The sequence below is a fragment of the Rhodoferax sp. genome, from assembly GCF_028688795.1.
In the GTDB taxonomy this organism is placed as follows: Bacteria; Pseudomonadota; Gammaproteobacteria; order Burkholderiales; family Burkholderiaceae_C; genus Rhodoferax.
In genome coordinates, this window is record NZ_JAQTXM010000004.1 from 44,904 (window position 1) to 69,634 (window position 24,731).

At 45.5% G+C, this 24,731-nt stretch carries 26 protein-coding genes; 22 read left to right on the plus strand and 4 right to left on the minus strand.

Features of this window, described 5'->3' with window-relative positions; genetic code table 11:
• Positions 1-19 precede the first annotated feature (19 nt).
• Together PHQ58_RS04325 and PHQ58_RS04330 are read left to right on the plus strand one after the other, a co-directional pair.
• Positions 20-1,549, plus strand: a complete 1,530-nt coding sequence (locus PHQ58_RS04325; RefSeq protein ID WP_300107423.1) for a hypothetical protein — start codon at positions 20-22, stop codon at positions 1,547-1,549.
• A 430-nt stretch (positions 1,550-1,979) separates the two neighbouring features.
• A complete protein-coding gene (locus PHQ58_RS04330; RefSeq protein WP_300107425.1) occupies positions 1,980-2,507 on the plus strand; it encodes a hypothetical protein in 528 nt (175 codons plus the stop codon).
• Positions 2,508-2,604: 97 nt separating this feature from the next.
• On the opposite strand, the gene PHQ58_RS04335 is transcribed toward PHQ58_RS04330, so the two are convergent.
• The 3 genes from PHQ58_RS04335 to PHQ58_RS04345 form a co-directional block, all read right to left on the minus strand.
• The gene (locus PHQ58_RS04335) at positions 2,605-2,961 is read right to left on the minus strand and encodes a hypothetical protein (RefSeq protein ID WP_300107428.1); all 357 of its coding nucleotides are present in this window, start codon (positions 2,959-2,961) and stop codon (positions 2,605-2,607) included.
• Between the two features lie 95 nt (positions 2,962-3,056).
• On the minus strand, positions 3,057-4,496 hold the full coding sequence (locus PHQ58_RS04340; protein WP_300107431.1) for a hypothetical protein: 1,440 nt from the start codon (positions 4,494-4,496) through the stop codon (positions 3,057-3,059).
• Positions 4,489-5,112, minus strand: a complete 624-nt coding sequence (locus PHQ58_RS04345) for a hypothetical protein (RefSeq protein WP_300107434.1) — start codon at positions 5,110-5,112, stop codon at positions 4,489-4,491. Before PHQ58_RS04345 ends, PHQ58_RS04340 begins: the two co-directional genes overlap by 8 nt.
• Before the next feature lie 126 nt (positions 5,113-5,238).
• Here PHQ58_RS04345 and PHQ58_RS04350 point away from each other — a divergent pair, with 126 nt between their 5' ends.
• From PHQ58_RS04350 to PHQ58_RS04420, 15 genes are all read left to right on the plus strand, one after another.
• A complete protein-coding gene (locus PHQ58_RS04350) occupies positions 5,239-6,081 on the plus strand; it encodes a hypothetical protein (RefSeq protein WP_300107437.1) in 843 nt (280 codons plus the stop codon).
• Positions 6,074-7,384: a hypothetical protein gene (locus tag PHQ58_RS04355; RefSeq protein WP_300107440.1), complete on the plus strand. Its 1,311-nt coding sequence runs from the start codon at positions 6,074-6,076 to the stop codon at positions 7,382-7,384. The genes PHQ58_RS04350 and PHQ58_RS04355 overlap by 8 nt, the downstream gene beginning before the upstream one ends.
• An 85-nt stretch (positions 7,385-7,469) precedes the next feature.
• Positions 7,470-8,402: a hypothetical protein gene (locus tag PHQ58_RS04360; RefSeq protein ID WP_300107443.1), complete on the plus strand. Its 933-nt coding sequence runs from the start codon at positions 7,470-7,472 to the stop codon at positions 8,400-8,402.
• A gap of 145 nt (positions 8,403-8,547) precedes the next feature.
• Positions 8,548-9,477, plus strand: a complete 930-nt coding sequence (locus tag PHQ58_RS04365) for a hypothetical protein (RefSeq protein WP_300107446.1) — start codon at positions 8,548-8,550, stop codon at positions 9,475-9,477.
• 111 nt (positions 9,478-9,588) lie between these two features.
• A complete protein-coding gene (locus PHQ58_RS04370; protein ID WP_300107448.1) occupies positions 9,589-10,395 on the plus strand; it encodes an N-acetylmuramidase family protein in 807 nt (268 codons plus the stop codon).
• A 3-nt stretch (positions 10,396-10,398) separates the two neighbouring features.
• Positions 10,399-11,337 carry a hypothetical protein gene (locus tag PHQ58_RS04375; RefSeq protein WP_300107449.1) on the plus strand — a complete coding sequence of 313 codons (939 nt, stop codon included), beginning with the start codon at positions 10,399-10,401 and terminating at the stop codon, positions 11,335-11,337.
• Positions 11,338-11,408: 71 nt separating this feature from the next.
• Positions 11,409-11,996, plus strand: a complete 588-nt coding sequence (locus PHQ58_RS04380; protein WP_300107451.1) for a hypothetical protein — start codon at positions 11,409-11,411, stop codon at positions 11,994-11,996.
• Between the two features lie 121 nt (positions 11,997-12,117).
• The gene (locus PHQ58_RS04385) at positions 12,118-12,537 is read left to right on the plus strand and encodes a hypothetical protein (RefSeq protein ID WP_300107453.1); all 420 of its coding nucleotides are present in this window, start codon (positions 12,118-12,120) and stop codon (positions 12,535-12,537) included.
• On the plus strand, positions 12,537-13,451 hold the full coding sequence (locus PHQ58_RS04390; RefSeq protein WP_300107491.1) for a hypothetical protein: 915 nt from the start codon (positions 12,537-12,539) through the stop codon (positions 13,449-13,451). The genes PHQ58_RS04385 and PHQ58_RS04390 overlap by 1 nt, the downstream gene beginning before the upstream one ends.
• Positions 13,444-13,743, plus strand: a complete 300-nt coding sequence (locus PHQ58_RS04395) for a hypothetical protein (RefSeq protein ID WP_300107495.1) — start codon at positions 13,444-13,446, stop codon at positions 13,741-13,743. Before PHQ58_RS04390 ends, PHQ58_RS04395 begins: the two co-directional genes overlap by 8 nt.
• The gene (locus PHQ58_RS04400; protein ID WP_300107497.1) at positions 13,737-14,243 is read left to right on the plus strand and encodes a hypothetical protein; all 507 of its coding nucleotides are present in this window, start codon (positions 13,737-13,739) and stop codon (positions 14,241-14,243) included. Before PHQ58_RS04395 ends, PHQ58_RS04400 begins: the two co-directional genes overlap by 7 nt.
• Before the next feature lie 17 nt (positions 14,244-14,260).
• Positions 14,261-14,533, plus strand: coding sequence for a hypothetical protein (locus tag PHQ58_RS04405; RefSeq protein WP_300107500.1), 273 nt, complete (start codon positions 14,261-14,263; stop codon positions 14,531-14,533).
• A 26-nt stretch (positions 14,534-14,559) separates the two neighbouring features.
• Entirely contained in the window at positions 14,560-14,922 is a 363-nt protein-coding gene (locus tag PHQ58_RS04410; protein WP_300107502.1) for a hypothetical protein, read from the plus strand.
• A complete protein-coding gene (locus PHQ58_RS04415; RefSeq protein ID WP_300107506.1) occupies positions 14,919-15,554 on the plus strand; it encodes a hypothetical protein in 636 nt (211 codons plus the stop codon). Before PHQ58_RS04410 ends, PHQ58_RS04415 begins: the two co-directional genes overlap by 4 nt.
• Positions 15,555-15,636: 82 nt before the next feature.
• A complete protein-coding gene (locus PHQ58_RS04420) occupies positions 15,637-15,888 on the plus strand; it encodes a hypothetical protein (protein WP_300107509.1) in 252 nt (83 codons plus the stop codon).
• 105 nt (positions 15,889-15,993) lie between these two features.
• On the opposite strand, the gene PHQ58_RS04425 is transcribed toward PHQ58_RS04420, so the two are convergent.
• On the minus strand, positions 15,994-17,670 hold the full coding sequence (locus PHQ58_RS04425) for a hypothetical protein (protein WP_300107512.1): 1,677 nt from the start codon (positions 17,668-17,670) through the stop codon (positions 15,994-15,996).
• 141 nt (positions 17,671-17,811) lie between these two features.
• On the opposite strand from PHQ58_RS04425, the gene PHQ58_RS04430 reads away from it, so the two are divergent.
• The 5 genes from PHQ58_RS04430 to PHQ58_RS04450 all read left to right on the plus strand — a co-directional run bounded on the left by PHQ58_RS04430 (position 17,812) and on the right by PHQ58_RS04450 (position 24,720).
• Positions 17,812-19,116 (plus strand): hypothetical protein, encoded by a 1,305-nt coding sequence (locus PHQ58_RS04430; protein ID WP_300107515.1) that lies wholly within the window; start codon positions 17,812-17,814, stop codon positions 19,114-19,116.
• A gap of 25 nt (positions 19,117-19,141) precedes the next feature.
• The gene (locus PHQ58_RS04435) at positions 19,142-19,597 is read left to right on the plus strand and encodes a hypothetical protein (RefSeq protein WP_300107518.1); all 456 of its coding nucleotides are present in this window, start codon (positions 19,142-19,144) and stop codon (positions 19,595-19,597) included.
• Positions 19,598-19,663: 66 nt separating this feature from the next.
• Positions 19,664-21,085 carry a hypothetical protein gene (locus PHQ58_RS04440; protein WP_300107520.1) on the plus strand — a complete coding sequence of 474 codons (1,422 nt, stop codon included), beginning with the start codon at positions 19,664-19,666 and terminating at the stop codon, positions 21,083-21,085.
• Between the two features lie 219 nt (positions 21,086-21,304).
• On the plus strand, positions 21,305-23,257 hold the full coding sequence (locus PHQ58_RS04445) for a hypothetical protein (protein ID WP_300107523.1): 1,953 nt from the start codon (positions 21,305-21,307) through the stop codon (positions 23,255-23,257).
• A 14-nt stretch (positions 23,258-23,271) separates the two neighbouring features.
• Positions 23,272-24,720, plus strand: a complete 1,449-nt coding sequence (locus PHQ58_RS04450; protein WP_300107526.1) for a hypothetical protein — start codon at positions 23,272-23,274, stop codon at positions 24,718-24,720.
• Positions 24,721-24,731 lie beyond the last annotated feature (11 nt).

Below are 24,731 nucleotides of genomic sequence, written 5' to 3' on the forward strand. Positions count from 1 at the left end.
TGTCGCTCAGGGGAAAACCATGGATTCTATTCACCTTCAGGTGACAATTTACTCGCACCATTTCTCTGTGGAACGATTAACACCCAGAGGAAGATGGCTGTGCACCGAGTTTGCAAAGAAACACGTCCAGTACGGATGGGAATCAGCAAGGGGGTTTAATCGACGTGTGATGCTGCGCGTGTACGCCGCAGCGACAGAAGACAGGTTGTCTTACCGTTTTCACATCAACTGCTTAGCTGACTTTAAACTCTTTATAACCGAACGGTTCATCACCGACGACCTGATCCAATATGTGCACGAGCCCTTACAGGCTGGTGCTCCTGTGGAGTTTAAGGTTTTTGACAAGTGGAAGCTTCGTGATGACCAGCTCCCTGCGGTGGAGTATCTGGATAAGCCAGAGCCGATGAGAAAGTTTGTCGACTTACAAACAGGGTTTGGTAAGAGTATTATCTCATTGATCTCGATGGCACGCTACGGGAGGCGTATTTGCATCGTAATCAAGCCTACTTACATTGACAAGTGGGTAGGAGACGTAATGGATGCTTACGACATTGACCCTAAGGATGTGATTGTAGTGCAGGGTTCTGCCTCTTTGATGGCATTGCTTCAATTGGCTAAGGAAGGCGCGCTTACTGCAAAGGTTATCATCATCAGCAACAGCACCTTCCGTAACTGGGTAACAGCTTACGAGAAGTACAGCACTGGTCTGCTTGAGATGGGGTATGCTTGCCTACCGCATCAATACGGACAATTCTTAGACATCGGTGTGCGCCTGATTGATGAGGCACACCAAGACTGGCATTTTACGTTTAAACTGGACGTTTATACGCATGTGCCAAAGGCTATTTCGTTATCGGCTACCCTTATTCATAAAGACCCCTTTATGAATAAGACCTATGAATTAGCTTACCCAATGAGTGAGCGATTCACAGGTGTTCCTTTATCGAAATACATCAACTCATATGCAGTACATTATCGGTTCAATAAGCCTGAGAAAATCAGGACAGTTGAATACGGTAGGACAACTTATTCGCACAATGCCTTTGAAGAGTCTGTAATGGCTAATGAAAAGGTATTGCAAAACTATTTGAATCTATTGGATTACATAATCCAGATAGGTTATAACGCAAACGAAAGAGAAAAGAAAAAACTGCTAATCTTTGCAAAAACTATTGCGCTATGCACCATCATCAAAGACTTCCTTAAACAGAAGTATCCTACCACAGATGTGAGACGTTATACGGGAGATGACCCTTATTGCGACTTAATGGATTCGCAGATTTGCGTATCTACGCTGGGTAGCTCAGGGACAGCTCTGGACATCCCTAATTTGACGAACGTGATATTGACGGTAGCTATTTCGTCAGCGCAGGGTAACATCCAAGGTTTAGGAAGGCTGAGAAACCTGAAAGATGGCTCTAAAACAGAGTTCCATTATCTGGTTTGTAACGACATAAAGAAACACATTGACTACGATGAGGAAAAGAAAGAAATGCTAGAAAAGAGAGCCAAATCGTTTTCACGAATACACTCAGGGTTTGTGCTATGACACCTAACGAACTCGTTAGGTGTACGATAGACTTGGAAGGAATTGAATTGGAGATGATCCTTCCTAAGTCTATTGCTATCGCGTATAACAACATGCGATCAGATGAAATAGCGGGTTTATTGCCATGTATCTTCTCGCACGACTCCATGGCAATTGTACCGCGCGAAAAAATACAGAGGTTTAGGGAATGTGCGGAACTAATGTCACTTAGTCCAACGCCTGCTGTGATTCGCAATTTGCGACCATATCCAAACTGATTAATAGCCTGTCCAAATGGACAGGCTATTATGTTGTCTCTTTTTATTTTGTTAATAATTAGAATGCAGAATATTTCAATCACATATTAGTAATTCGAGCCTACACAATCGCGTATAGACTTAGGTGTTTAAGCTACCTATTTTAAAGTGCTTTGTTTCTTTTGGAGATTATCGTGGCCAATTACGCACTGACCCCTAATGGGGTTAAGCTTGTAAGTGTCTCTTCGGAGACACTCTTCTTCGGTGGTGGCGCCATGGCGCTGCTGGGCAAGGAAGTCGCCAAGTCCTTCGCGGACATAGACACTAGCGAGTTCGGCTTCATCGAAGCTGACGAGGCTTTTGTCGCAGTGCATCCGGCACTGACGGATGCACTGCGCGGCATCAATCCTAGCTTCATGGAGGCCATTGTCCTCCACGAGGAAGGACACTGCCTGCTGGGACACTGTGTCCCAGCAGAGGAATACAAGGAAATCGTCTGCCCCAACGGGGCAGTAATTTTTGATAGCCTTGCAGCAGAGCTGCAGGCCGACAAGCATGCAGCCGATGTGGTTGGTTCTGCCACCTTGGTGGCTGCATTGACCACGTCGATTGACGTGATCCTTGACCTGTTCAAGGATCGGCTTGGTGAAGAGGCCCTGGTGGGCCTTCGCGAAGGCATTTATCAGTCCATCCAGCCGCGTCTTGACGCGCTGGTGGGCTAATAGAGTAACTACTCCTGCACTGCTTCGGCAGTGTTTGGGGTAGTTATTTTTTTTTTTTTGCTTACAGCATAAAAGCCAGGAATTACCCTGGCTTTTATTATTGTCCTCGTGTGCTATTTAAGCTGTTGAGAACGCTGGCTTGCGCTGCTGCATCCCTGGATTGCTTTTTGTCACACCGAATTAAGACTTGCTCGCAGACATCGTGAGGCAGTTCAAGAAACTGCTGCAAGTTCAATCCGGTGATTCCGTGTACGTTCTTGTCGACGAATATATCGATCATCTCGTACAAGCGACTAGGGGCACAATAGTCTTCAGCAAAGTGCAGAGCTACTGAAGAAAGAGGACGCTTGTTGTTGGGGTCAGTCTGTGCAGTTTCCTGCATTGCTTGTCCCAGGTAGTCATGAATCCCATAATTGGTTTCATATGCCTGGTACAAAATGGATTTGGCTGTCATCACATCAGTCTTCTTAGACCGCTGCAAGACCTGAATCAGTAGCGCATCATCCGATAGCTCTAAGCCAAACCCTACGTCGCCCACGTGCGTTCGTGTTACCTCTCCTCGATCTTGCGCAGTTTCTGCACGAGTAGTTGAAAAAAAGTTTGTGTCACATCCAGAGGAATGAGGTTCGGATGCTTCTTCAAATCACTTTCATGATGTTGTTCGCCACCGCAGTTCGGGCACTTGTAAGACGGGATGGCAATCAGCGACACCACCGAGTCATCCAAGTAAGCCCGCGTCTTCTCCATGAACTTGTTGCGGATCTTGTCATCGGCTGTCAAGTCGTTGAGCGTTTCTTCGATGACTGTGAGTTCATCGTATTCTTGCTCATTGGCTTCTACGGCTTTGACAAAGTGGGTGTACTGGCGCATGGCCGTTGCTTTGCCTTGCGAGAGCAAGTAGTCGTTGCGACTGCCTTCTTCAAGGGACAAAGCACGACTGTAGGTCTCTTCAATCGTGTTGATCCAACGATGGCCTGCATCAATGTGTTCCGTCACATTGGGGATGCGAAGAACCATGGACAGAGTAGGTGTCACTTCAACCTTACTGTCTTGGCCGCGAATGAATTCATCCACGTAACGTTTGACAGCGTCCGTCGTCATGCTGGCGCGCTGCTTAGACGCCATGTGCTTGATCTGGAACTGCGTGAGAGCAGTCGTATCGGTCCACAACAGCTTGCTGAGGTTGAGCTTTTCTTTGACCACATGTTTGCACTTTTCCGGATCGGAAATACAAGCACGCTGGTATTGGAAGCCACCTGGCCAAGTGGCGCAAGCCATGCCCCAAATCAACAACGGCAGATCAGGAACACGGATGTATTCGCGGATATCTTCGTCTTCTTTCAGAGCAAGCGAAGACTCGTACATGTTTTCCAGCACGAAGTCCAGCAGGATTCGGCTGGTGTACGAGGTGCCGTTGGAGAACATGAAGCCGTAGCTGCTGCGACCCAAGATCACTTTTTCTGCTGCAATCTTTCGGTACAGTTCCAGCAGTTCGCCTTCCGGAGGAGCCTTCAGTGTGATCCAGAAACCACTGTGCCATAACGGCACTGTAAAGACGGTGCCCAGGCCCATCGCTGCGCGGATCTGGAAGCGTGCGGATTCACCAGTGGGCTTGACGCCTTCACGAACACGGAACTTCGGTGTGAAGCCATGGAGTGGGCCCGTGGGCGCAGTCACTGTTTGTTCAAACTGTGCTTCTTCACGCGCTGTGGTGTTCACGAATCCGTCGGAATACGGAACCGAAGTAATACCGCCGTTCAGTACACCAATCCAGTTCTGACTGTTCTTGTCTGCGCCCAGCGGAGTCTGGGGCAGGTTTTCCAGCGTCTTGCGTGTCTCTGCAATCGTGGCAGACGGCATGAATGCCGTTTCTTCTGTCAGATCAAACGCAGAATACCCTTCAGAGCTGTATGGGAAGCTCTGGTTGTAGTTGGGTTTGCCTTGGATTTCCTGAGTCTCTTCAGGCAGGTTATTTTCTTGATCAAGCATGTGCAGTGCTTTCTTCAATGGCAACGATGGTCTCGACAACTTCCACATCAGTCACTTCTGGTTGAGTGTCTTGAGTAGGTGTTTCCGGTTGCGCTTGTTGCGCTTGAATGAACTCGTCGATCAAACCGATTTGCTCAAAGATGTGAGTGACTGTCGGCATGATGGTGCTTTCGTAGATTTCCACAGCGTCATGGTACATGCCATGGATGCGGATAACTGCCATATGTTCATCCGGTGTTTCAGAGCCTCCGGATTTGTGAGAGTGATGTGCGTAGATGCCCTTCAGGCGCTCGGTGTGTTCGCCGATGTCACGGGTCAGCAAGTTGATGTTGCTGATCAGCTCAGGGTTGCTGTTCATCTTGGCGTATGCTTCCGGATTGGTGAGCATGGCCTTCAGGTAGTTGGAGAGGTGACCGTGAGTGTATTCAACAGCCCAGATGCTCTTCTCGTACAGAGCACGTGCGTCGTCCCAGAAGGTGTTGGCAACCATTTGTACTTGACCGACAGTATCGCTGCGGCCATTAGCCTTGGCCAAGGCCTTGGCTTCGCGCTTTTCCGGATTGCGGTATTTCTTAGAGCCCATGATGTTTCCTTTGATTGAAGAAGATGAATTCATACTTATTGCCAATGTTTTGACACTGGCAAAACCTTTATTGTGTCACGAGTGTGACTCTGACGCCAAATAATAAAGTGCTTTGTTAATTTATTTATGTTTTCGTGCTCGCACGTAAAGGACCCCATTGTGATTTATGATGAACTTAGGAACTATTTGGTTACGGTTTCTGATCAAGAAACTGTAGAGTTTTTCGACAGTGCCGTGGAGCTTTTCGACGCTTACGATGTTCCTGACTATCTGGATACTTTAGAGAGTATCTTGACCTTTGACAGCAAGCGGACCGATACAGAGATTGTCGATCATTTAAAGATCGACACGCAAAGCATTCTGCGCTATTTGCTGACGATGCAAGGCATCGAATTGATCGATGACATATTACCTTCTGAAATAGTGATCTTGGTTAAAGGGATGTTTGATCTGCGCTACTACGAAGACCAAGACAACATTCTTTCAATCATCGGCTCAGAGCAGACCAGTGAAGAAGCAGTTGCTGAACTGCTGCAGCTGACCACCCCACTGGCTATAGAGAAAACCTTGTCGTTAATCACACAAGTTCAAGATGGCTTTTTCATGGGTTTGAAGGAACGTCTGAAAGACCTTCGTCAATCGGTTGAAGATGAAGTCAAAGATGTTCAGGTACAAATTAAAAAGTACATCGATTACAAGAAGCATTTGCGCAATGCGGGTATTTACTCGGATCGCTTTTTTGCACACCTGGGCTCTATTGGCTTACCATTCCAGTCGTACCTGAAGTTGTTGCAGAATGACAACCTGAACCAAGGTGGAGAGTTCAATGTTGCACAGCTTGCGCAAGACCTGATAGGACTCGCCTTCTTGTCGGAAGACGGCCATGACCAGCCCTTGATTCAAATCAGGAAGCACTTGTCTTCATTGATAGGCGATGTCAATGTAGCCACTAAGGTAGACATTGCTGTTTCTAAACTCGTGATCGGAGTTGACAATGCTTAAACAAGAGTTTTTCCATGCTGCAATGAAGGCAGGTGTATATAAAAAGTTAGCATGGAGCATCAGCGCATTCTCATTAATTTCTGAAGACCCAGAAGCATATAAGAGTAATCCCTATCCCTATCGGATCGTAACGGGTCCTTTGGGTTACAGCTTCTGTGATCCTGACAATGCGGGCGAGCTGATCAAAATCGACGACGGCGTAGCGGGTAAGCCCCTGTTCCGCTTCTTAGAAGAGGTGAGAGTAACACCGCCGGACATTCCCAACCTGGCTCAAGAAGCTACTACGACCTATGGGAATGTGCTCTTTAACTGGATTGTGATGGTGTACAGCTTTGGCAACAAGCTCCCCTTTCAAATAGGCAGAGTCGATGTAGGGGCAATTGAAAAAATGATCCTTAAAAACTTCGAAGACACGCCCAAGTCAGAAGAGGACAGAAGACCGGATACTATTTATGTTGATGAAAATCTTCGTTTTACTGAAGGGTTGTATTTCTTGACGGGATTGAGTCAGTTGTGTACCTGGGGAATTACGAAGAAAGTGATGCTGCCTCCTCCAGGTATTGCGGAGTATAAAAAGAAGCTACTGGATGAGAACCGCGAACACTTGCATGAAATGGCTACTGTCGCAAAGATTGATGCCAAGTTAGTGGAGTACGATGCACAGTACCTTAAGGGAGACCCAGGTGAAAACTTCCTGATTGATAAAAAATCCAGGAATGTGATTAGGAAGAAACTGTACTTAATGAACGGCTCAGAAGCGGGACTGAGCGAGAACACCGTTAACGCCACGCTGATTGAAAACTCGCTGTATGAAGGTTGGGACATCAGCAAGTTCCCTGACATGAACAACAGCTTGCGCGCTGGTAGCTTTAACCGTGGCTCTCAAACGCAGCTCGGCGGTGTGTCGGTGAAGTGGCTGCTTCGTGCTTCGTCTAACTTGAACGTTACAGTCGATGATTGCGGTACTCGACTAGGCAACGTGACGTTGATAGATAACGACAGCACCAAGCGCCTGGTTGGCTTTAGCATGGTCACTAAGGAGGGCCATAAGCATTTTAAGACTGAAGAGGACGTAGGTGTCTATTTGGGCAAGAAAGTGCTGATGCGCAGCCCAATGTACTGCAAGTTAGAGCGAACCGACTATTGCAAAGTCTGTGTAGGAGACAGGCTTTCCATCAACCCTGATGGTTTGTCTTTGGCCGTTTCCGATTACGGCTCTACGTTCTTAGGCATCTTCATGTCCAAAATGCACGGCACACAGTTGGCATTGGCTAAGATGGATTACAAGAAAGCCATCTTCTAAAGAAAAATAAAAGGGAGGGCGACTATGCGTTAAAAACAATAAACAAAAAAAGATTCTAATAAAAAGTAAAGTAAGGAGGTTTAACGTGTTTGAAATGCTTCTTTTGAGTAAGAAAAAAATAGCTGGTGTTGTCCCATTTGCTTGGTTTGCCGGTGGTTATATGGCAGACAGTGTCGACATAAGTACATCAGAAAAGTACCTGTACGACAGCAATACCGTGATTCCTGGTAATTCGTTGTCGCTGGCGCGATTTTGCATGACCAGTTGCGGCAATGCGGTAGGTGGAATTGCTACAGGCGGTTTCACTATGTCAGACCAACAACACCAAGCGGTCACAGACAAATTGAACTATGCTACAGGTGTAGTTTCGATGGGTACAGAACTATCTGAACCCCTAGAAGGACCTGCAGCCGCAGGTACGGTGCAAGTAGGACTCATCGCTGCTGGAGGAAACAACGCCGGCTTTAGGCTGTATTCGAAATGGTACACCTATTCGAATGACGTCATGACATCTGGAGCCAACTTAATCACGCCTAGGTATTTACTCGGAGCGGTGGGTAACTCTACTGTGGCGTACTTTGCTGGCGGCCACATGAAGTCTGCAAAAACCACGATTCTGACCAGTGCCGCTGAACGCTATGTGTACGCAGGTAATGTGGTCACATCGTCAGCGTCCCTCAGCATTGCGCGCTCCTTTATTGGTGCATGCGGAAATACTGAGTACGGAATACTGGCTGGCGGCTTTAACAACATTGCAGACCATTCAGTCACGGAAAAGTACACATATGCCACCAACACTTTGACACAAGCTACAAGCTTACCGTTTTCGATCAGTTGTTTAGCGGGTGCTGGGAATACAGAATTTGCCCTGTTTGCAGGTGGTGACAGCAGCACCGTTGTGTCTAATCAAACACTTAAGCGTGCCTATGCAACTGAGACATATGTCGCAGGGAGTTCTTTGTCAACTCCTCGCGCTAACGCCGCACCATTGAGCAGTACACCAGGATGGATAGGATAACTACAGACTAGTGTAATCAGCATAAATGCCTGGGCATCACCCAGGCTTTTATGCTATGGCTTATGTGACGCTGTCGCAAATTTACAAATATCAGAATCAGACAAACTGACTTTTTGGTATTATTGATTTTATAGGAAATTGGAACATGTTTGAATTATTGTTGTTGAAAAGAAGAACGAGCGGCACCACGTACAGTGGCCCTCACTACGCGCTATTAGCCGGTGGCGCAGGGTATCCGTATGGTTTAAAGTCTTCGCAAAAGTACTTTTTTGATGCAGATAACATAGTAAGCGCAACCTCATTAATCGCCGAAAGGTATGGACATACTGCCACCAGTAGCATCACTGATGCGTATTTTCAAAGCGGGCGCGCTGCGAGTGGTATTCTCAATACTTCTGAAAAATTTTCATATTCTGCAAACACAGTCTCGCAAGCAGCGCTGCTTGCAATCCCGAGATACTATGCTGCTGGAGTGGGTAATGATAGCGTTGGAATCATAGGCGGAGGGCAAAACGGAGTAGTGCGTTTTTCCAGCACTGAAAAATACACGTACTCCAATCAAAGCGTTTCTCCGGGCGTGAGTTTATCAGCTCTCAGAGACGCGCCTGCCGCAGTAGGTAATTATAATTACGGATTATTTTCTTTAGGTAACAACCCTACACTTCTAGTCACTTCAGAAAAATACCATTATTTCACCGACACGCGCACAATGGGTGCGTCGCTGGCAGTGGGGCGATCATGGGCTGGCTGCATTGGTAATAATTCTTTTGGTTTATTTGTTGCAGGATCGAAAAGCTATTCGAACGGCCAGGCTTCTGTAAAGAACGTTGACATTTATAACTATGCGAGTGATGTCGTTTCTGTTGGTAGTTCAGCCGCAGTCGCCCGCTGCGCACACGTAACTGCCAGCACACCCACAATGGGACTAATCACACTAGGAAGCAACGGGTATGTGGTCATAAACACCACTGAAAAAATAAACTTTTCGTCAATGTCGTGGTCCGCTGGTACCACTATGTCACCCTCTAGAGAATCCTTAGCTGGTGCATCCAGTTTACCCAGCTGGACAGCATAAATCCCACGCAACGACTAATACCTTGTAAGTCAATGTAATCAGCATAAATGCCTGGGCGTCACCCAGGCATTTATGCTATGTCTTGTTTGGCAACATTAAAGAAAGAGAATTATGCAAATTTATGGACTCAATGACCGAGGTCATCCTGTCAAGCTTTTGCAACGCGCACTCAATGAGAAACTCAAACGTAATTTGGTCTGTGATGGTCACTTGGGCAGAGTAACGCAAGCAGCCATATTACAGTACCAGGAACAGCAAGGCATCGATGAAGAAGATGCGGACGGTGCCTGCTACGGTGAAAAGACACAAAGCTCAATAGGTCCATTTATCGAAAAGCGATACCTTCAAGAAAACGATTTCGAAAAAGCAGCCAAAGAATTGGGTGTGGACATCGCCAGTGTTAAAGCCATAACACAGGTTGAAGCTAAAGAATTCGGCTTTTTGCCGAATGGCTTTCCTGTAGTGCTTTTTGAGCGACACAAGTTCTATCAGATGTTGGCCAAACATCGTGGAGCTGGTTTAGCGGCTGCTATGGTCAATATCAATCCTGGTGTTTGTAATCCGCAAGCCGGTGGCTACGTGGGCGGAGCAGAAGAAGTCAAACGGCTAGACACCGCTCGCACTATTGACGAAACCTGTGCTTACCTGTCGGCTTCCTATGGCTTATTCCAGATCATGGGCTTTAACTATGAGGCTTGCGGATTTGCCAACGTACACGCTTTTGTGGATGCGATGAAGCGCTCGGAAGATGATCAGCTGATGGCGTTTGTCAACTTTATGAAAGCAGACAAGAAATTGCACTCAGCCGTTAAAGACAAAGACTGGACAGAGGTTGCCAGGCGCTACAATGGTCCAGCCTATGCCAAGAATCAATACGACGTGAAATTGGCTGCGGCTTATAGTTCATTTAAAGGTTGAGCTATGTTTGAATTGCTATTGTTGAGAAAGAAGAAAAGTACCCAATCCAGTGGTCCTTATACTTTAATTGGGGGATTGAATTTTGCGGATGTGAATGAATCCAAAAAGACTTACAAGTACTTTTATGTGGATGACGTATTTTCCACAGGTACTTCACTTAAGACAAAGCGTTGGGTTTGTATGGCTACTGGAAACCTTAGCGTCGGTATTTTCGCTGGGGGGTATGGGACAAATTCTAAAGAATACCTTAGCTCTACTGAAAAATACCAGTACGATAATAACACAACAATTGCGTCGTTTAATTTATCAACAGGTCGATCCTATGGAGCTGGGATAAGTGATAACTTAAATGCTGTTTTTTTCAAGGGAGAGGAGTACGATGGCGTCAATGGATGGCCTAGAGGAACGGTAGAACGTTATACCTATTCCACTAATAGTAAGATCACAAACTCTTACATCACTCATCGCGCCCAACACTGTTCGGCAAATAACGATACTTTAGGGATAAATGCCGGCGGCACTTATGGAACCGGTCAATACCCTTCCAGTACCACCACGGAACTTTATAGATTTTCAAATAACGTGCTTTCTATGGGCGCTAATTTGTTGGCGAAGCGAGATATCGGTGCAGCGGTGGGAAATATTGCATTTTGCATAATCGCTGGGGGATCTACGTACAATTCGGCTTCTGCCGAAAAATATACATTTAGTAATAACGCCATCGCCTCAACTACTTCGTTAACAAAGAAAAGAGCAGGGTGTTCTGGGTCCGGTAACTCAGAATTTGGATTATTTGTCGGAGGCGGGGGGCAAACTGGCTCTAGTAATTCCATAGATAGGTATACTTATGCTACCGATACTTGTTTAAGCACATCAACCCTGATGACCGTGGCGTTGGCCTGGCAGTCAGCCACCTCATCCTCTCCTGGCTGGGCAGCATAATTAACATTGCTCCAACACATGGTTTGACGCCCTCTGTCGTTTTGTCAACTCTTACATATCCGGATTTTACCATGTCTGAAAACATCGAATCTAATGCCGTCTCTGAATCCAGCGGTCAAGTCATCAACAACACTGGCGCTGTTGGCTCCAAAGACAGCTCGAAAACGAAAGAGCAACCGAAACAAGAAGCAGCACCAGCAAATTCCAGCACTCTGATTGAACAACTGAAAAAGCTGGGTGATCGTGCAGCACTCAATGCCATCGACGGGATTAACCAATACATCGATGCCATGAAGCCCGGCAAAGCGGTTAATCCCACTGAAGGCGCACACCAGCAAGTGGTGTTGTATCGCACTCTGCAAAACATCATCAATGGTGAGCAACCCAACTTCAAGCTGCTGTTTGCCACTGTTCTGAAAATCATCGATGAGAACAGCAAGACCGTTTTCAGCGGCACGCACATCTTCCGTTTCATTGATCAAGTGGTCTTGAATGCAGAAGACCGTCAAGCCTTCCTGCGCATTGTCAACCTGTTGATGACGGGTGCTGCGGTTGAAGGTCGCCAATCGGCTATGCGTCATGTCGACTTCCAACGCTCGCTACAATACGGCGTCACTGAAGAAGGGCGTGTCCGCATTCATTCGTTCTTTAACCGTTAATTAACGGCATAAGCACTACCCGGAATGGACGCAATTCCATTCCGGGTAGTATGCCGACTGTATTTTTATAAAGACACATATTACTTATATGGCCCTTCAATCAATCCTCTTAGGAGAAAACATGGATAATGTTGTTAATGAAGTCAGCGGCGTAGCCGTTGTTATGACTTCTTTGAACCTGCACAATACCTTGCGGCTTTGTGGGCACTTTGCGCCGCTAGATGCTGACCCCAAGAAGACGGCACATTTGCGCTTTAGCAAAGAAGACCTACAGGCTGCTTTTTCAGTTATCGACGACCTTATCGCTGCTGATCGCAAGCGCGTAGCGCTCAACGTAGCCAGCAAGCTGCGTGAAAGTGACATGACACAAGCGCAAGCTGATTTCTTCTTGCGAGAAGCAGTAAACAACGAACACTGCCTGTTTAGCCTGAATACCTATTGCAAAGATGACAAATACGCACTGACCATCGCTGCGCTGGGCTATGAACCATTGCGCGTGATCATTTTCGCAACTTCTGCTGACACCCACGAGTTTGTGTAATGAACAAAATTGTCCTACCACCGGGCCCTACACCTAAAGCTCTCACTGCCAAGTCTGCGCTTCGCACGTTGTTGGAACACCAGCTGGCCTTCATCAACACCAACAACAAAAGCGGCTTCCTAGAAACCGATCACTTGGACGACGAACAAGTTGCTGGGATTGCTACCGACTTATTGGCTATGGCCAAATTGGAGGTAGTCAGCCTCACGGCTATCAATGAGCTGGTTAAGAAGTCTTCGTATGAAATCATTGGCGAAGATGGAGAAGTGAGAACCAAGCGTGCAATTACATTCAAGACAATCGCGCGTCTCTTGGGTTACTCCAACCATAACTCGCTCAAGTATTATGCAAACCCAGGTGGTCTTGTTGTCAACCGACGCAATGCGGTCAGTGCGACACATCAAATATTTCAACCTAGCCAGAAGGCTTTGCTGGGGTTGATCAAAAAGCCCAGCAACAAAGACCTGCGTAGACAGGTTAATGAGTATTTGAAGGATGGTCAACTCAGGCTCTCTAACGAAGAGAAAGAACGGTGTGGCATTCTTGCAAATGCGCTCAAGGAGCTTGACAATACTCAAGGGATTTCTCTCTTTAAGCGAGAAGACTCTGAAGAGCGGCGCGGGCGCATGACATTTAGCAAAGAGTGTTCTGCCTATGCACAATACGCAACGCCGGCATTCAAAGACCTGGTGGAATGGATTTGGAAAGAACTCAATGACGTGGTGTTTATCCACAGCCCACACAGCGGTGAGCCTGCATCAATTGACAAGCGTGTTGTGGGTCTTTTTGAATGGACTTACAACATCCTTATCGCAAGAACTTCCCCGTATTCCCTCGCGAATTACAACGTAACCATCACCCTGGAGAACATTCGCTTTATCTTCAAACCCTACAAAAAGGCAACAAATGGCTAAGATACTCACTCTGGAAGAAGCGCAAAAGCGCTTAGAAGAACGCCAGGTTGTCACGGATGTCTGGTTTGGCGATTGGGATACCTATCGCACAGCTGTGATCTTTACAGACGATCACTGCTTAAAGAACACCTATGGCTTCAAGACCTGGGTACCGTGCACTACGCGACTGGGAGTCAACCAAGTTAAGACCATGGAAGATTACATTCGCCACTTTGAGAAAGACGAAAAGATCCTCTGGTCTGAAGAAGAAGTCATCGAGTTTCGTAATTCCCTGCGCGATAAACCATGCTGATCCAGCTGAGTCTTTTTAAGTTAATTGCAGAGCATCGTGGTATTGAACTGGCTACTGAGAACCTGAAATGGTTGAACGAGGCTCAGGTGTTTGGTTGTATCCCATTCAAAGACCTGTTGCTTCGGCTCAGAGACATCCGCCAAGCCCACGCATTGCTCTTGTGTGCACACGAAGACTACTCCTTGTCACAAGAGCGCCTGAAGGCCGTTTCGTTGGCTTGGAGAGGCATTGTAAGGACGCGCATCACCAACGCACTCAGAAAGGACACGCACCTCCCTGAACCAGTGACAACCACTGCCTTACAAGTAAGAAAGGCTGAGGAAGCATATTGGGCAACAAAGAGCAACACAGGTGACGCGTTGGTTGCATTGTTGCACTATTGTCATGTCAGTATTCTGTACCTGGCTGAAAAGCATTTTGGTAACCATACGACATTCTTCATCACCTCATCGCTTTACTGCGATTTGGTACGCGATTTCAATCGAGCCATCTATTCTTAAACCCTTTGGAGAAATACGTGAAAACTGTTTACACCTACCAGTCTGATTCCGATGCTCTTGTGGCTTTTGCCACAGTCATGAAACGAATCGAGAACGCTCAAGCAGGAAAGCCGCTTTACGTCAAGCCTGGGTACATGAATTGCATTCAGGCTACTCTGCATTCTCCGTATGGGGAAACAGTTTTTCAAATTGTAAAGGCCTTAAATGGGAATACGTGGGATCTTCAATTTCCCGAGGAAAGCCCGTGGCTGAACAAAACCTCAACCCCTACATACATCTGGTCGTTTTAACAGCATCTTTTTAAGAGGAATTCGCCATGCAAGTCACTTTCACTTTTGAAGCAAAAACAAAAATAAAGTTGTATTCGGAACTCCTTCCTGTTTTGATTTATATGCACAAGGCTGGTGTGTATAACCATGTGCATCCCATCACCAAAAACTCAGTGTCGATGAGCATCACGGGGCTGAATAGTAAAACACACATCGAGGGCCTGATAAAGAAAGTGTCAGCCATGTCGGAAATCATTGTAGTAGCAGTGATTATCGGCCACCAATACGCTGCCGATGGCTGGCATGACGATGACGTGACTAAACGCCTTTCTGAATTGCAGACTACACAAGTTGGGCACGCTGTCCATGCTCCCGCTCACACATTAGAGAATGGCGGTTTAAGCAAATGAACTTCGTATTACCTCTGCCTGTCGAAAGAAATACAGACACGTACGAGGATGCACTTGCTGATGTAACATCGCTAAACTTTAATCCGGCATCAATCAAAGAAATACATTTCAGTTTCGATTACCATGCCTATGAAGCCACCGACCAAAATGACTCAGTGCGTCAAGAACCGTATTCTCAAATAACCCCTCCAACTAATCAAAGGAAAAACATGGAAAAGATCATCAACCTTACCCGCTACCCTGTAACCAAAGAACAAGAAGCCCAGGGTGCCGTGGAAGCACACGCACGAGAAAAGGTGCTTGAGCTGCTCACTTTCCACACCGCACCCACTTACTTGCAGATCGTCAGCACTGCGGTGGCGCTGGCCAATATCGCTGTCAAAGAAGATGTGAAGAAAGCTGCAATCGGCGGTCCTGCCTTTCTGACCAGTACCCTGGAATCTGCACTGCTGGCCAATGGGATTGTTCCTGTGTACCCGTATTACAAGTCGCAAGAAGTGACAAATGACACACAGGGCGGCGAATCAGTCAGTGTGGTGGTCGCCAATCACATCAGCTATGTGGAAGCATTGCTTCCACATTCAGCAGAAACATCGCGCGAGGAGCTGGATAAACAATGGGATAAGGTGTAAAGCCTTAGTCTAGCCGCGCAGTAGCTGTCTCTTGGCAGCTACTGCATTTTTTTTTGCTGTAACGGTATTTAGAGGAAATAGCATGTCTATCAATTTGCCGTCTCTCCAACAAATCAATCACGCAGTTGAGCAATGCGGCGAGCCCCTGCAGCTTTTCAATTCCGACCGACCACTGACTACATTTATTCCAAAAAACCAGTTCTTGGAAATGGAGTACGATACCGAAACGCAACCGCCTGGGCGGGTTTTTCATTTTTCGTTCGACCATGACGCATATCAAAACTGGGTACGCACTAACCAAGAGAGTCACACCGACCACGATGTCTGCCTGTAAGCTGCAAAAAATGCACTGGAGCAATAGGCTTTATTAAGAAGGTAGCATATTACCCCTACTTCCCTTTTTCTGGGAAGTAGGGGTAATAGCTCTTTATTTTTTTTTTTATGCTTCTTGTAGGAATGCGTCCAGCCACTGGTCAAGAGATGGTAGACCGTACAACGTCACGGCAATCTCTGTGGCGTTGACATACCCTGCGCTGTAATTGATGGTCGCCATCCTTCGAACGGTTTCATCCACGCCCTCTACTTCAATCAGTTCTTTACTGGTAGTTTCCTTACTGATATTAAAAACAGCTTCGCCATTTGGATAACTTGCCGAGACATCAAGATCCCCAACATGGATGCGTATATTTGTAGGCATATAAGGATTTTCTTCAATAATCCTTAAGCCGTTGTCTGCTACCAAATGTGAAGGCAGCATCGTGATCCAGTCTGAAAGCCCTACGGTCTCTTCATCGAAGTCATCGGTCATTTCACTCGCAGTGCTACCTATTGCCTTTTCGTGTTTTAAACAAAAGAAATGCAAGTCGTTTGCAGAGCGTCTGGGTTGAGAGTTGAAGTTCTGGAAGTCGCTAAAGCCAGCTTGAAGCGGGAATGACGTAGACACGTCCAGCGTAGCTTCATCTAACATCTCCATGGAAATACAGTCGAATTGGTTATAGACGATGTACTCCAACGGGTAATTGGATTGCATGAACTTGTGCCACTCGGCCTTGACATACTTGTTTGCTGCTTCAAACTTGAGCTTACGCACATTCTTTAAGTTCTTTGCCAGCAAAGCATCCAGGCCGTATGATGGTTCTTCAGGTGCTCCGTTGCGCACCTGTCGGTAGATGCACATTGGATCGGCCCAATAGAACGACGCAGGACAGAAGACCGTGTTCCAACGCTGGTGAGGGCCATAGTTCATCACTTTACCTGCATTGGTGACTTTCTTTGCTTTGCCCTTCTTAAACTCGAAGCTGCGGTATTTAGACGGTACAGAAGGATCGCAGAGTATTTCCTCAGGCGCAATGCCTGCGCGATTGCAGGCAGCGACAACTTTGTCCACGTCGAAGACCATGTTCCATGCGCAGAGGAAGTCGGGCTTCCATTCGTGAGCACGTCGTATGGTTTCTTTAACTACGTCGATTTCAGTATCGACTATCATGATCTCGATTGTAATATCGCGCTGTTTGATCACATCGCCAATATACTTCTCTGCTAACTGCTTAAGCTGATTTTCTACATCGACATAGCCTTGCACAAACTTCTTCTGCACTGCCGTGAATACACGCTTCTTAAAGCTGATTGTCGCCATGAGAATATCCTTCTCTGACGACAGCATGTTGGTCTCTACGTCAAATGCAGCATACGTATAGGGCGTGAACACGTCCCATTTCTGGCTGTAGCTTTGCTTAATGAGGCATGTGGACAAGATATCTGTGCCATAAACGTAAGGCGACTCACACAAGTCACGCAGCGTGCCTCTCAACCAAGGTTTACCTAGGGCTTTAGCTACTGAATGGGTTAGGTTGGTTTGCGTGCACTCGAAGCGATTGAGGTTCTCTAAGTCTTCCCATTCTTTCTTATCTTGATGGTTTTGCTTGCCTTTCTTGGTGATGTAGAAAGGACGCTTGTAATCGATGACCATCCTCGTATTGGGGATGAGTTGCCCGTCTTCAGTGTGTACTTGCTCTTTGATGAAGTGCATGTCACTGTAATCGCCAGGCTCTACAGATTTGTTGTAGCTGACGAAGCGGCATTCAATGGCTTTAGGTGCTTGTTTTTGGGTGCTCATCGGAAGACTCTCCATCCATGGTTATGACTGGGGCTGGCTTTGTTTTGACACAATGCTGCCTCTTTACATGACATAACACACTTCGATCAATTTTAGACATAGAGAAGGATTTCTTTGCATATGCGAGTTAACATTATGTCAATGGCTGCTGAGTCCATTGATTTTCAAGATGGGTCTTTGTTTGCCAAGCTCGCTGCAGCGATCGACGCCATGAAAGACGATGCTGATCTGCAGCGCGTGGATGATCGTACGTTCTTTGAGAGTCGTAAGGCAAATGCCATCCCAGAGCTCTTTAAAGCAGGGATGGGATTGAACTTTTCAATCAACGTCATTGAGGATGCTGTGGGCCCGTCCATCATTGCACCACTGCTGGATAAGAACCACGTCTTCTGGACAGAGTCTCGTCGATACAACATCGACACTGACGGCATGATGAATAACTACTCAGGTCAAAAGGACGTCGATGACGTGATGAAACTTTTGAACACCAAGTTTGTCAAAGGCACTGTTGACCTCAAACGAGCCAAGGTCACTGGAGTCTTTGAACAGATGCAGTTCAAGTTGTTCATCCCGCGCAGTCATTTCGCAAAAAGGAGCATCTTCACCAGCCAAGAAGTGGCGGCTGTGATCATGCACGAGATCGGACACATGTTCACTTACATGGAGTTCCTCACACGCATGGTGACGACCAACCAAGCGTTGGCAGGAATCGTTCGGTCGATCGATAAAACCTTCCCTGCTGACAAACGAGAAATTGCCTTTATCAAGGCTTCAGAACTCCTGGAGATGGACAACAGTCAGCGCGAAGCTTTGATTGGCGCAAAGAGCCAAAAAGAGTTGTGCTGTGTTGTGCTGGATGGCGCTATCCAGAAATCCATTTCTGAACTGGGTGTGAGTCTTTATGACGTGAACTCCTGCGAATACTTGGCTGACCAGTTCGCTTCCCGCATGGGCGCAGGTCGCTACATTGTGAGTTATTTGGACAAGTTGTATCGCGATTACGGCATCGTGCCTAATGGCGCAGAAACATTGTTTGTGACAATCATGAAGACTGTCATCAATATTATCGCTATCTTGATGTTTTCAGCCTTCACTGCAGGTTTGCCTCTGATCCTGATTGCATTGATGATCGCTTCTGAAGACAAGAAATACAACATCTACGACAACGACAAGGCTCGCTTCACTCGGATCAAACAACAGAACATTGAACGGCTCAAAGACCAGTCGCTCAGCAAAGAAGAGAAAGCCTCTCTGGTTGAGGATAATGAAGCGATTGACAAGATTGCGAAGGTGTATGCAGATGAATTGAACTTCATCCAGAAAGCAGCCTACTATCTGCGACCGAGTTATCGCAAAGCTCACAAGTTTGAGTTGTTGCAAAAAGACTTAGAGAGCTTGGCCAGCAACGACTTGTTCCATATGTCAGCAAAGCTGGCTACTGTTTAACCCGTATTACAAGTAAGGAAATGACATGACAAATTTGAAATACCTCGATCTGCAGACCTTTGTTCGCTCCAAAATCCCAGATGCCGTAGTCGCTAAAAAGGCTACAAGCATTGCGCTCGGGATTGTGATTTCTCGCCTGCTGCCGCTTCCTACTACGGAAGCCGAGTCGGGAGAGTCGCACTACAGCTTTTCTGCGTATGCCACTGCTGCGGAAATGGCAGCGGCATTCAATGAAAACATTCTTGTCGACATCAACCTGGCGTTAGACACTGCACGCAGCCACTGGATGATTCGCTATGCTAATACCTATCCGAATGTCAATTTACCGCTGATCTCAATTGGTGAACATGACTTCTTGGTGAAGCTCACGGGCGCGTGCCGTTATGTCAATGAAGACACTCATTGCTTCTGTGAAAAGTATTCTGAACTGATGATTGTCATGGTCAATCGCATCAATCGTGCGATGAAGGCCCAAAACTGATTAAAGCCTTAGCGCTTAAGCGCTATGGTGTGTGCTTAAAATTAGCTATTTTGCAAAGGAAAAATCATGAAAATTATGCATGCCGTAATGTCGATGGAAGACAACCAGAGCCAAGACTATACTGAAATTAACCAAGAGGTCGGTAATAGTCTTATCGAAGTGCACGAAGCAGATAACGAGTTGGAGAGCATTACTTCAGACGTTGAAGCCGCGCAGGATGTCGGTGATGCTGTTTCTGAAATTGCAGAGCATGTCGAAACTGCACAAGAGACCGAGGGTGGCTTAAGCGAGGCCGAAGCAGAAACGATCAACATTGCAGTAGAGCATCTCTGCCGCAGCATTGGTTATCGCCGTAAAGCCATGCCTTCTTTAGAGTCGCACTACTCTGACAAAAAGCGAGCCTCTGTGGCTTTAGAAGGGCTGGGAGAAATTGTTTCTTCTATTTGGGAAGCGATTAAAGCAGCGTTCAAGAAAGTTGGAGAAGCAATTTCTTCTCTATTCAACTCCATTTTTAAGAATAAGAAGGCGGTTCAAGAGAAGGCAAAGACGGTGAGTACTGAGTCGAAGTCTCTCATTACCGTGGTTCAATCTAAACCGAAGGTCTCTACAGCAGTGGTTGCTTTAAAAACCGCAACAACTGTAGCTGACTACAAGGACGCAGTTGCGGATGTAGTTGAGACGGCAGCTGAAAAAGAAGCCCTAGTGGGGCATTTGGCCGACGTATCGCTAGTTAAATATTTCAGAACTCCCGATGGCAACGGCGTCTATGAAAGCGATAAAATTTTGGATCGCTTTAAAAAGAATCTCAACGGCATCGACACCTTGATGAGCGACACTAATGGCCTGGGTGTGGGTCAATTTGCCGACTACATTGACAAGCGAACAGCCAGCTTAGAATTGGGCGTCGATAAGAAAGAACGCCCTGAAAACTCAGGCTACGTCAGAAACCTGATGAAGAACTTTGGAAACAACGCTTTGGATGGATTTGACAATCTTTCTAATCCGGATAAAGACTTCGACTCCCAAGGATACACAATGGCGTTTGATACGACCATTGCCCACTACTTTCCTAAAGACGAAGAACTCAAATACGAAATAGAGTTACATGAATTTAAGGCTGTTGCTTGGCCGGAACTTAATAAAGAAGACGCTGTATTGAGCCTGGCGCACCCTAAACTGACTGCGGAGGTGGCTGACCAAGCATACAAAAGTGCTCAAGAAGGGAAGCTAGAAAAAGATGTCAAAAAGCTTGAAGAGAGTTTGAAAAAATTGATGAGTAAAGGCGAAGAGCTGGTTACTGCATCAAAGAGCGAAGAAGATGCCAGGGCTATGGCTAAAAAGGTCAACTCTATAAAAATGAGCGTTATTAGAGTCATTGGTTTAATAAAGCTTATGGCTGTTTATCAACTTGAAATGACAAATAAGGTTCTTAGCTATGTCAAGGCTAGTAACAACTTGATCAAATATCTTGCTGAACAAGCATCGTAAAAATAGCACGGACAACTGACAAAAATCTTTTGATTCTTTTCAGTTTAACTTATCAGCATTTTTCCCTGTTAAAAAATTAACTAGGAAGCATGTACGATGGTTAATTTTTTAAAGTAACAACAACATAGCGGCCAAGGAAAATCCTTGGCCGCTATGTTGTGTTAATTGGATATAGTTCATTTTTATGTGTGTAAGACATTTTAAATCGAAGGAAAAATCATGAAAATTATGAAAGCAGTGATGTCGATGGAGTCTTCGGAAATCATCGGGGATGAGGAAGTCATCATTCTGAATCAGGAAATTGACACTGCGCTTTTAGGCATTCAGGAGCAGCAAAATTCGTACGATGTGCTGGAAGACCAAGTGAGTGAAGCATCTTCTGTCGCAGACACTCTGATGGAAATGCAGGGGCAAATTACTAAAATCGACAACGTGACACCACAAGAGTTAGATGTCATTAATATCGCTGTAGAGCACTTCTGCAAAAGACTGGATTATAAACCTGCGAACACTATTGGCTTAGAGTCTTACGTTGGATCAAATGGAAATAGATTGGTTTCTCTAGAGGGAATCAGTAGCTTCATAGACTCCATTTGGCAAGCAATTAAGTCGGCATTTTTAAGGTTATTGGAATGGATAAAAGGTATTTGGAGTGCTATATTTGGCACTAAGGACAAAGTAGAAACCAAATTACAGGCTGCGGAACATTCCAGTGAAAAAGTAAAAGTAGTTATAAAAAGCAATACTAAATCAGAAGAACAAATTATAGCCAATGTTCAAAAAGCCGTAGTTGAAATACCGCAAAGTAGCACCTCACCGACCACCAGCCAAACGCAGACGGGCACACCCCCTCCCCAACGGGAAAAGGGTATTGAGGAAGATGCTAGAAAAGAAGCATTTGAAACTGCATTTAAAAATGCAAGAAGAATCGAATTCGATGAAAAGTGGAAAAATGGTACCGGCTACCTTGACCACGCAGCCGAAGGCAAACATGCGCCTAAGGTAAGCCAAGGCCAAGTGGTATCCTTTCTCGACGATAAAGACCGTCGCGGCGTAATTGTCGGTACGAAATATGGCAACATAGTAGTTTTTGAACGTTATTCCCCTGAAGGCAGTGAAACGTCAGGTGTATTCGTTTGCAACATCGCTGATAAAGTTAGAACAAATGTTGACTTTATAAAATTTGAAAGAGCACTGAGTCTCGACAATTTAAGGGATATCCTTGGGCACAACGGAAGGGATAACATCGGTAAACTTATAGGCAGCTCTAGGGTCTTGGACATACCTGCAACTAGGGAACTTTCTAAAGAAACCCTTAAGCAAGCCTCTATTTTTTTAAATAATGAAAAACTTAAAAAATATTTTAGGTCTGAATTTGGCGACAGTTGCTTAACTGCCAAGCAAATAAGTTCGCGCACTTATCAATACCTTGCCGGAAGCTATGCTGAAACAATACAACAAACAAACGAGTTTTTTGTATCCCTACTAGACCGCATAGAGGATTATAAGAAAGCCGTAAATGAGGGCACTTTAAATGCGAAAGGGCTGGGTTCAGAAAGGCTAAAGGCTGGCATGTATTACTCAAACGCAATAGGCAATCCTACCTATTATGAGAAGAATGAAGAGGCGAATGCTGTAGATGGAAAAAATATCGTTACTTATCTTCTCCCTTTTGATAAAAACCTATTTTTCATACCTGTTCACAAAGATCGCGAAACTGGTCTTTACAATGAAAAGCCGCTTTTAGAGTTCCGAAACTTTCAAGAACTAAAGAATTTAGAAAAACACAATCTAGAAATCGCTGATTTTTTTGTAAGGGACATAGTTTTAAAAGATGCCAGAAAAATAAGCGACTTCATTAAAAGCGGCGTTAATCAACGAAATTCCGACAAGGTACAAAAAGAAATAACGGCATTACTTGGCCTTATTGAAAAGAGATTGGAAAAACTAAAAAGTGAGCTTAATACTGCAAACGAGAAGCGCTCTTCAGAAATAAATGCGATCACTATCGGTCTTCAAAGATTGTCGTCTTACGTAAGAATACAGTCTGCGCACGTGTGCTCGCTTGCACTCATGATTGAGAAATACAACCTAGAGCTCGTTAACAACCTATCTGAGTACGTCGACGGCTCTGCAAAGATAATTTTAAAAGCAATCAACGTAAAACCTTAACTCATTGCAATGCCATGACTATAAAAATAATGTCTTTCTCCTTGCCAGGTAGGGTTTTATCACTTGAGGAGTTTTCGCAACTCAATCAAAGCATCGATAATGCTACTTTGGAGATTCAAGAAAATCGTGATGCTCAAGAACAGCGGAATTCTTCAGTTGAAGAAGCCGTGCAAATCGCAGACACCTTGGATCAAATGTCGGAGCATATTGGCCAAGCGCAGCAGCTCAATCCCAATGAAGCACAAGTGATAGACATTGCAGTCGAGCACTTCTGTAAACGTTTGGGATATGTCTCCAAGCAAACTGTTGGGTTAGAGGGTCATGTTTCTAACACTCATCGAATTTCAGTATCGCTGGAAGGAATTATTTCCTCTATTTGGGAAGCAATCAAGGCTGTGTTTAGAAAGCTCAAGGAATGGATTGTTGCTGCTTGGGAGGCAATTTTTGGGAAGTCAGAGAAAGTAGCTACGAAGACTGTCGCGGTGCAGGAACAAAGAGACCGGGTCAATAAAACAATTCCAGAGAGTGCGCAGAACCAGACCTCTGAAAAAATAAACTCGCAGATAAAAGACACCGTAACAAAAGTCGCTCCAACAAAAGCTGTCCCAGCAAAAGCTGTCCCAACAAAAGAAGCTACAGAGCAGACAACATTCAGTGAACGGCTGTCGAGATACTTCAGAAAAGAGGATGGGAGCGGGTGTCATAGTCCTAAAGAAATACAAGATAAGACAGAGAAGCTGCTTGACAATCTTTCCAGCGGAAAGCACAGTGAGAATTTTAATAAGCTCGGCGAGAACATTGACAACGTTACAAAAATTGTCGACAAGTTCTTTGATAAACTAGACGAAGTTTCAGAATGTATCAAAGCTGGCGATAAGAAAAAATACGAAGACGAGCTAGAACTTTTTGAAAAAACCGCCTTAGATACCTACAAAGAAGTTTCCCCGTTAAATGATGGTACGATACTCGATAACCCCTTCGATCATCACTTCCGAATCGCGGGTAAAAATCCTGCATTTACAATGGTGGAAAAAGAGCACTTTAAGGAATTAACTCGGTCCAGTACGTTAGAACTTCCTCCAAAAGACTTTAAGGATAAAGTGCTTTTCTCTGTTGTAAAACTAGGAGAGACTGAAGGAAAGGGAAAAAACAAAAAGATACTTGACGCAAACAAGAGGATGTTAGACCATGTCGATAAGAGGATCGATCAGAGCACTAAACTGTACAATACAGCTTTGAGTAATACGCACGATGGAACTTCGCACGACTTAAAAGTGAGTATTTTTGGGATGTTGATAACTACCGAAACTTCTCGTTTAAGAAATGCCATCCGAATGGTGATGGAACTTCAAAGAACATACGTTGAGTATTACATTACACTAATGAACAATTTGATCGAGTATGTTAGGCTTTCTGACAGCATACTGATCAACGAGTACGGTGAAAGCACTGTCGTTATCTAACGCGCTGTACA

Coding starts and splice junctions, on each gene's coding strand:
- PHQ58_RS04355 (WP_300107440.1), top strand. CDS start 6,074: ATGCTTAAACAAGAGTTTTTCCATGCTGCAATGAAGGCAGGTGTATAT.
- PHQ58_RS04445 (WP_300107523.1), top strand. CDS start 21,305: ATGAAAATTATGAAAGCAGTGATGTCGATGGAGTCTTCGGAAATCATC.
- PHQ58_RS04400 (WP_300107497.1), top strand. CDS start 13,737: ATGCTGATCCAGCTGAGTCTTTTTAAGTTAATTGCAGAGCATCGTGGT.
- PHQ58_RS04435 (WP_300107518.1), top strand. CDS start 19,142: ATGACAAATTTGAAATACCTCGATCTGCAGACCTTTGTTCGCTCCAAA.
- PHQ58_RS04335 (WP_300107428.1), bottom strand. CDS start 2,961: ATGACAGCCAAATCCATTTTGTACCAGGCATATGAAACCAATTATGGG.
- PHQ58_RS04340 (WP_300107431.1), bottom strand. CDS start 4,496: ATGCTTGATCAAGAAAATAACCTGCCTGAAGAGACTCAGGAAATCCAA.
- PHQ58_RS04450 (WP_300107526.1), top strand. CDS start 23,272: ATGACTATAAAAATAATGTCTTTCTCCTTGCCAGGTAGGGTTTTATCA.
- PHQ58_RS04370 (WP_300107448.1), top strand. CDS start 9,589: ATGCAAATTTATGGACTCAATGACCGAGGTCATCCTGTCAAGCTTTTG.
- PHQ58_RS04365 (WP_300107446.1), top strand. CDS start 8,548: ATGTTTGAATTATTGTTGTTGAAAAGAAGAACGAGCGGCACCACGTAC.
- PHQ58_RS04325 (WP_300107423.1), top strand. CDS start 20: ATGGATTCTATTCACCTTCAGGTGACAATTTACTCGCACCATTTCTCT.
- PHQ58_RS04395 (WP_300107495.1), top strand. CDS start 13,444: ATGGCTAAGATACTCACTCTGGAAGAAGCGCAAAAGCGCTTAGAAGAA.
- PHQ58_RS04380 (WP_300107451.1), top strand. CDS start 11,409: ATGTCTGAAAACATCGAATCTAATGCCGTCTCTGAATCCAGCGGTCAA.
- PHQ58_RS04440 (WP_300107520.1), top strand. CDS start 19,664: ATGAAAATTATGCATGCCGTAATGTCGATGGAAGACAACCAGAGCCAA.
- PHQ58_RS04385 (WP_300107453.1), top strand. CDS start 12,118: ATGGATAATGTTGTTAATGAAGTCAGCGGCGTAGCCGTTGTTATGACT.
- PHQ58_RS04425 (WP_300107512.1), bottom strand. CDS start 17,670: ATGAGCACCCAAAAACAAGCACCTAAAGCCATTGAATGCCGCTTCGTC.
- PHQ58_RS04390 (WP_300107491.1), top strand. CDS start 12,537: ATGAACAAAATTGTCCTACCACCGGGCCCTACACCTAAAGCTCTCACT.
- PHQ58_RS04415 (WP_300107506.1), top strand. CDS start 14,919: ATGAACTTCGTATTACCTCTGCCTGTCGAAAGAAATACAGACACGTAC.
- PHQ58_RS04410 (WP_300107502.1), top strand. CDS start 14,560: ATGCAAGTCACTTTCACTTTTGAAGCAAAAACAAAAATAAAGTTGTAT.
- PHQ58_RS04420 (WP_300107509.1), top strand. CDS start 15,637: ATGTCTATCAATTTGCCGTCTCTCCAACAAATCAATCACGCAGTTGAG.
- PHQ58_RS04375 (WP_300107449.1), top strand. CDS start 10,399: ATGTTTGAATTGCTATTGTTGAGAAAGAAGAAAAGTACCCAATCCAGT.
- PHQ58_RS04430 (WP_300107515.1), top strand. CDS start 17,812: ATGGCTGCTGAGTCCATTGATTTTCAAGATGGGTCTTTGTTTGCCAAG.
- PHQ58_RS04345 (WP_300107434.1), bottom strand. CDS start 5,112: ATGAATTCATCTTCTTCAATCAAAGGAAACATCATGGGCTCTAAGAAA.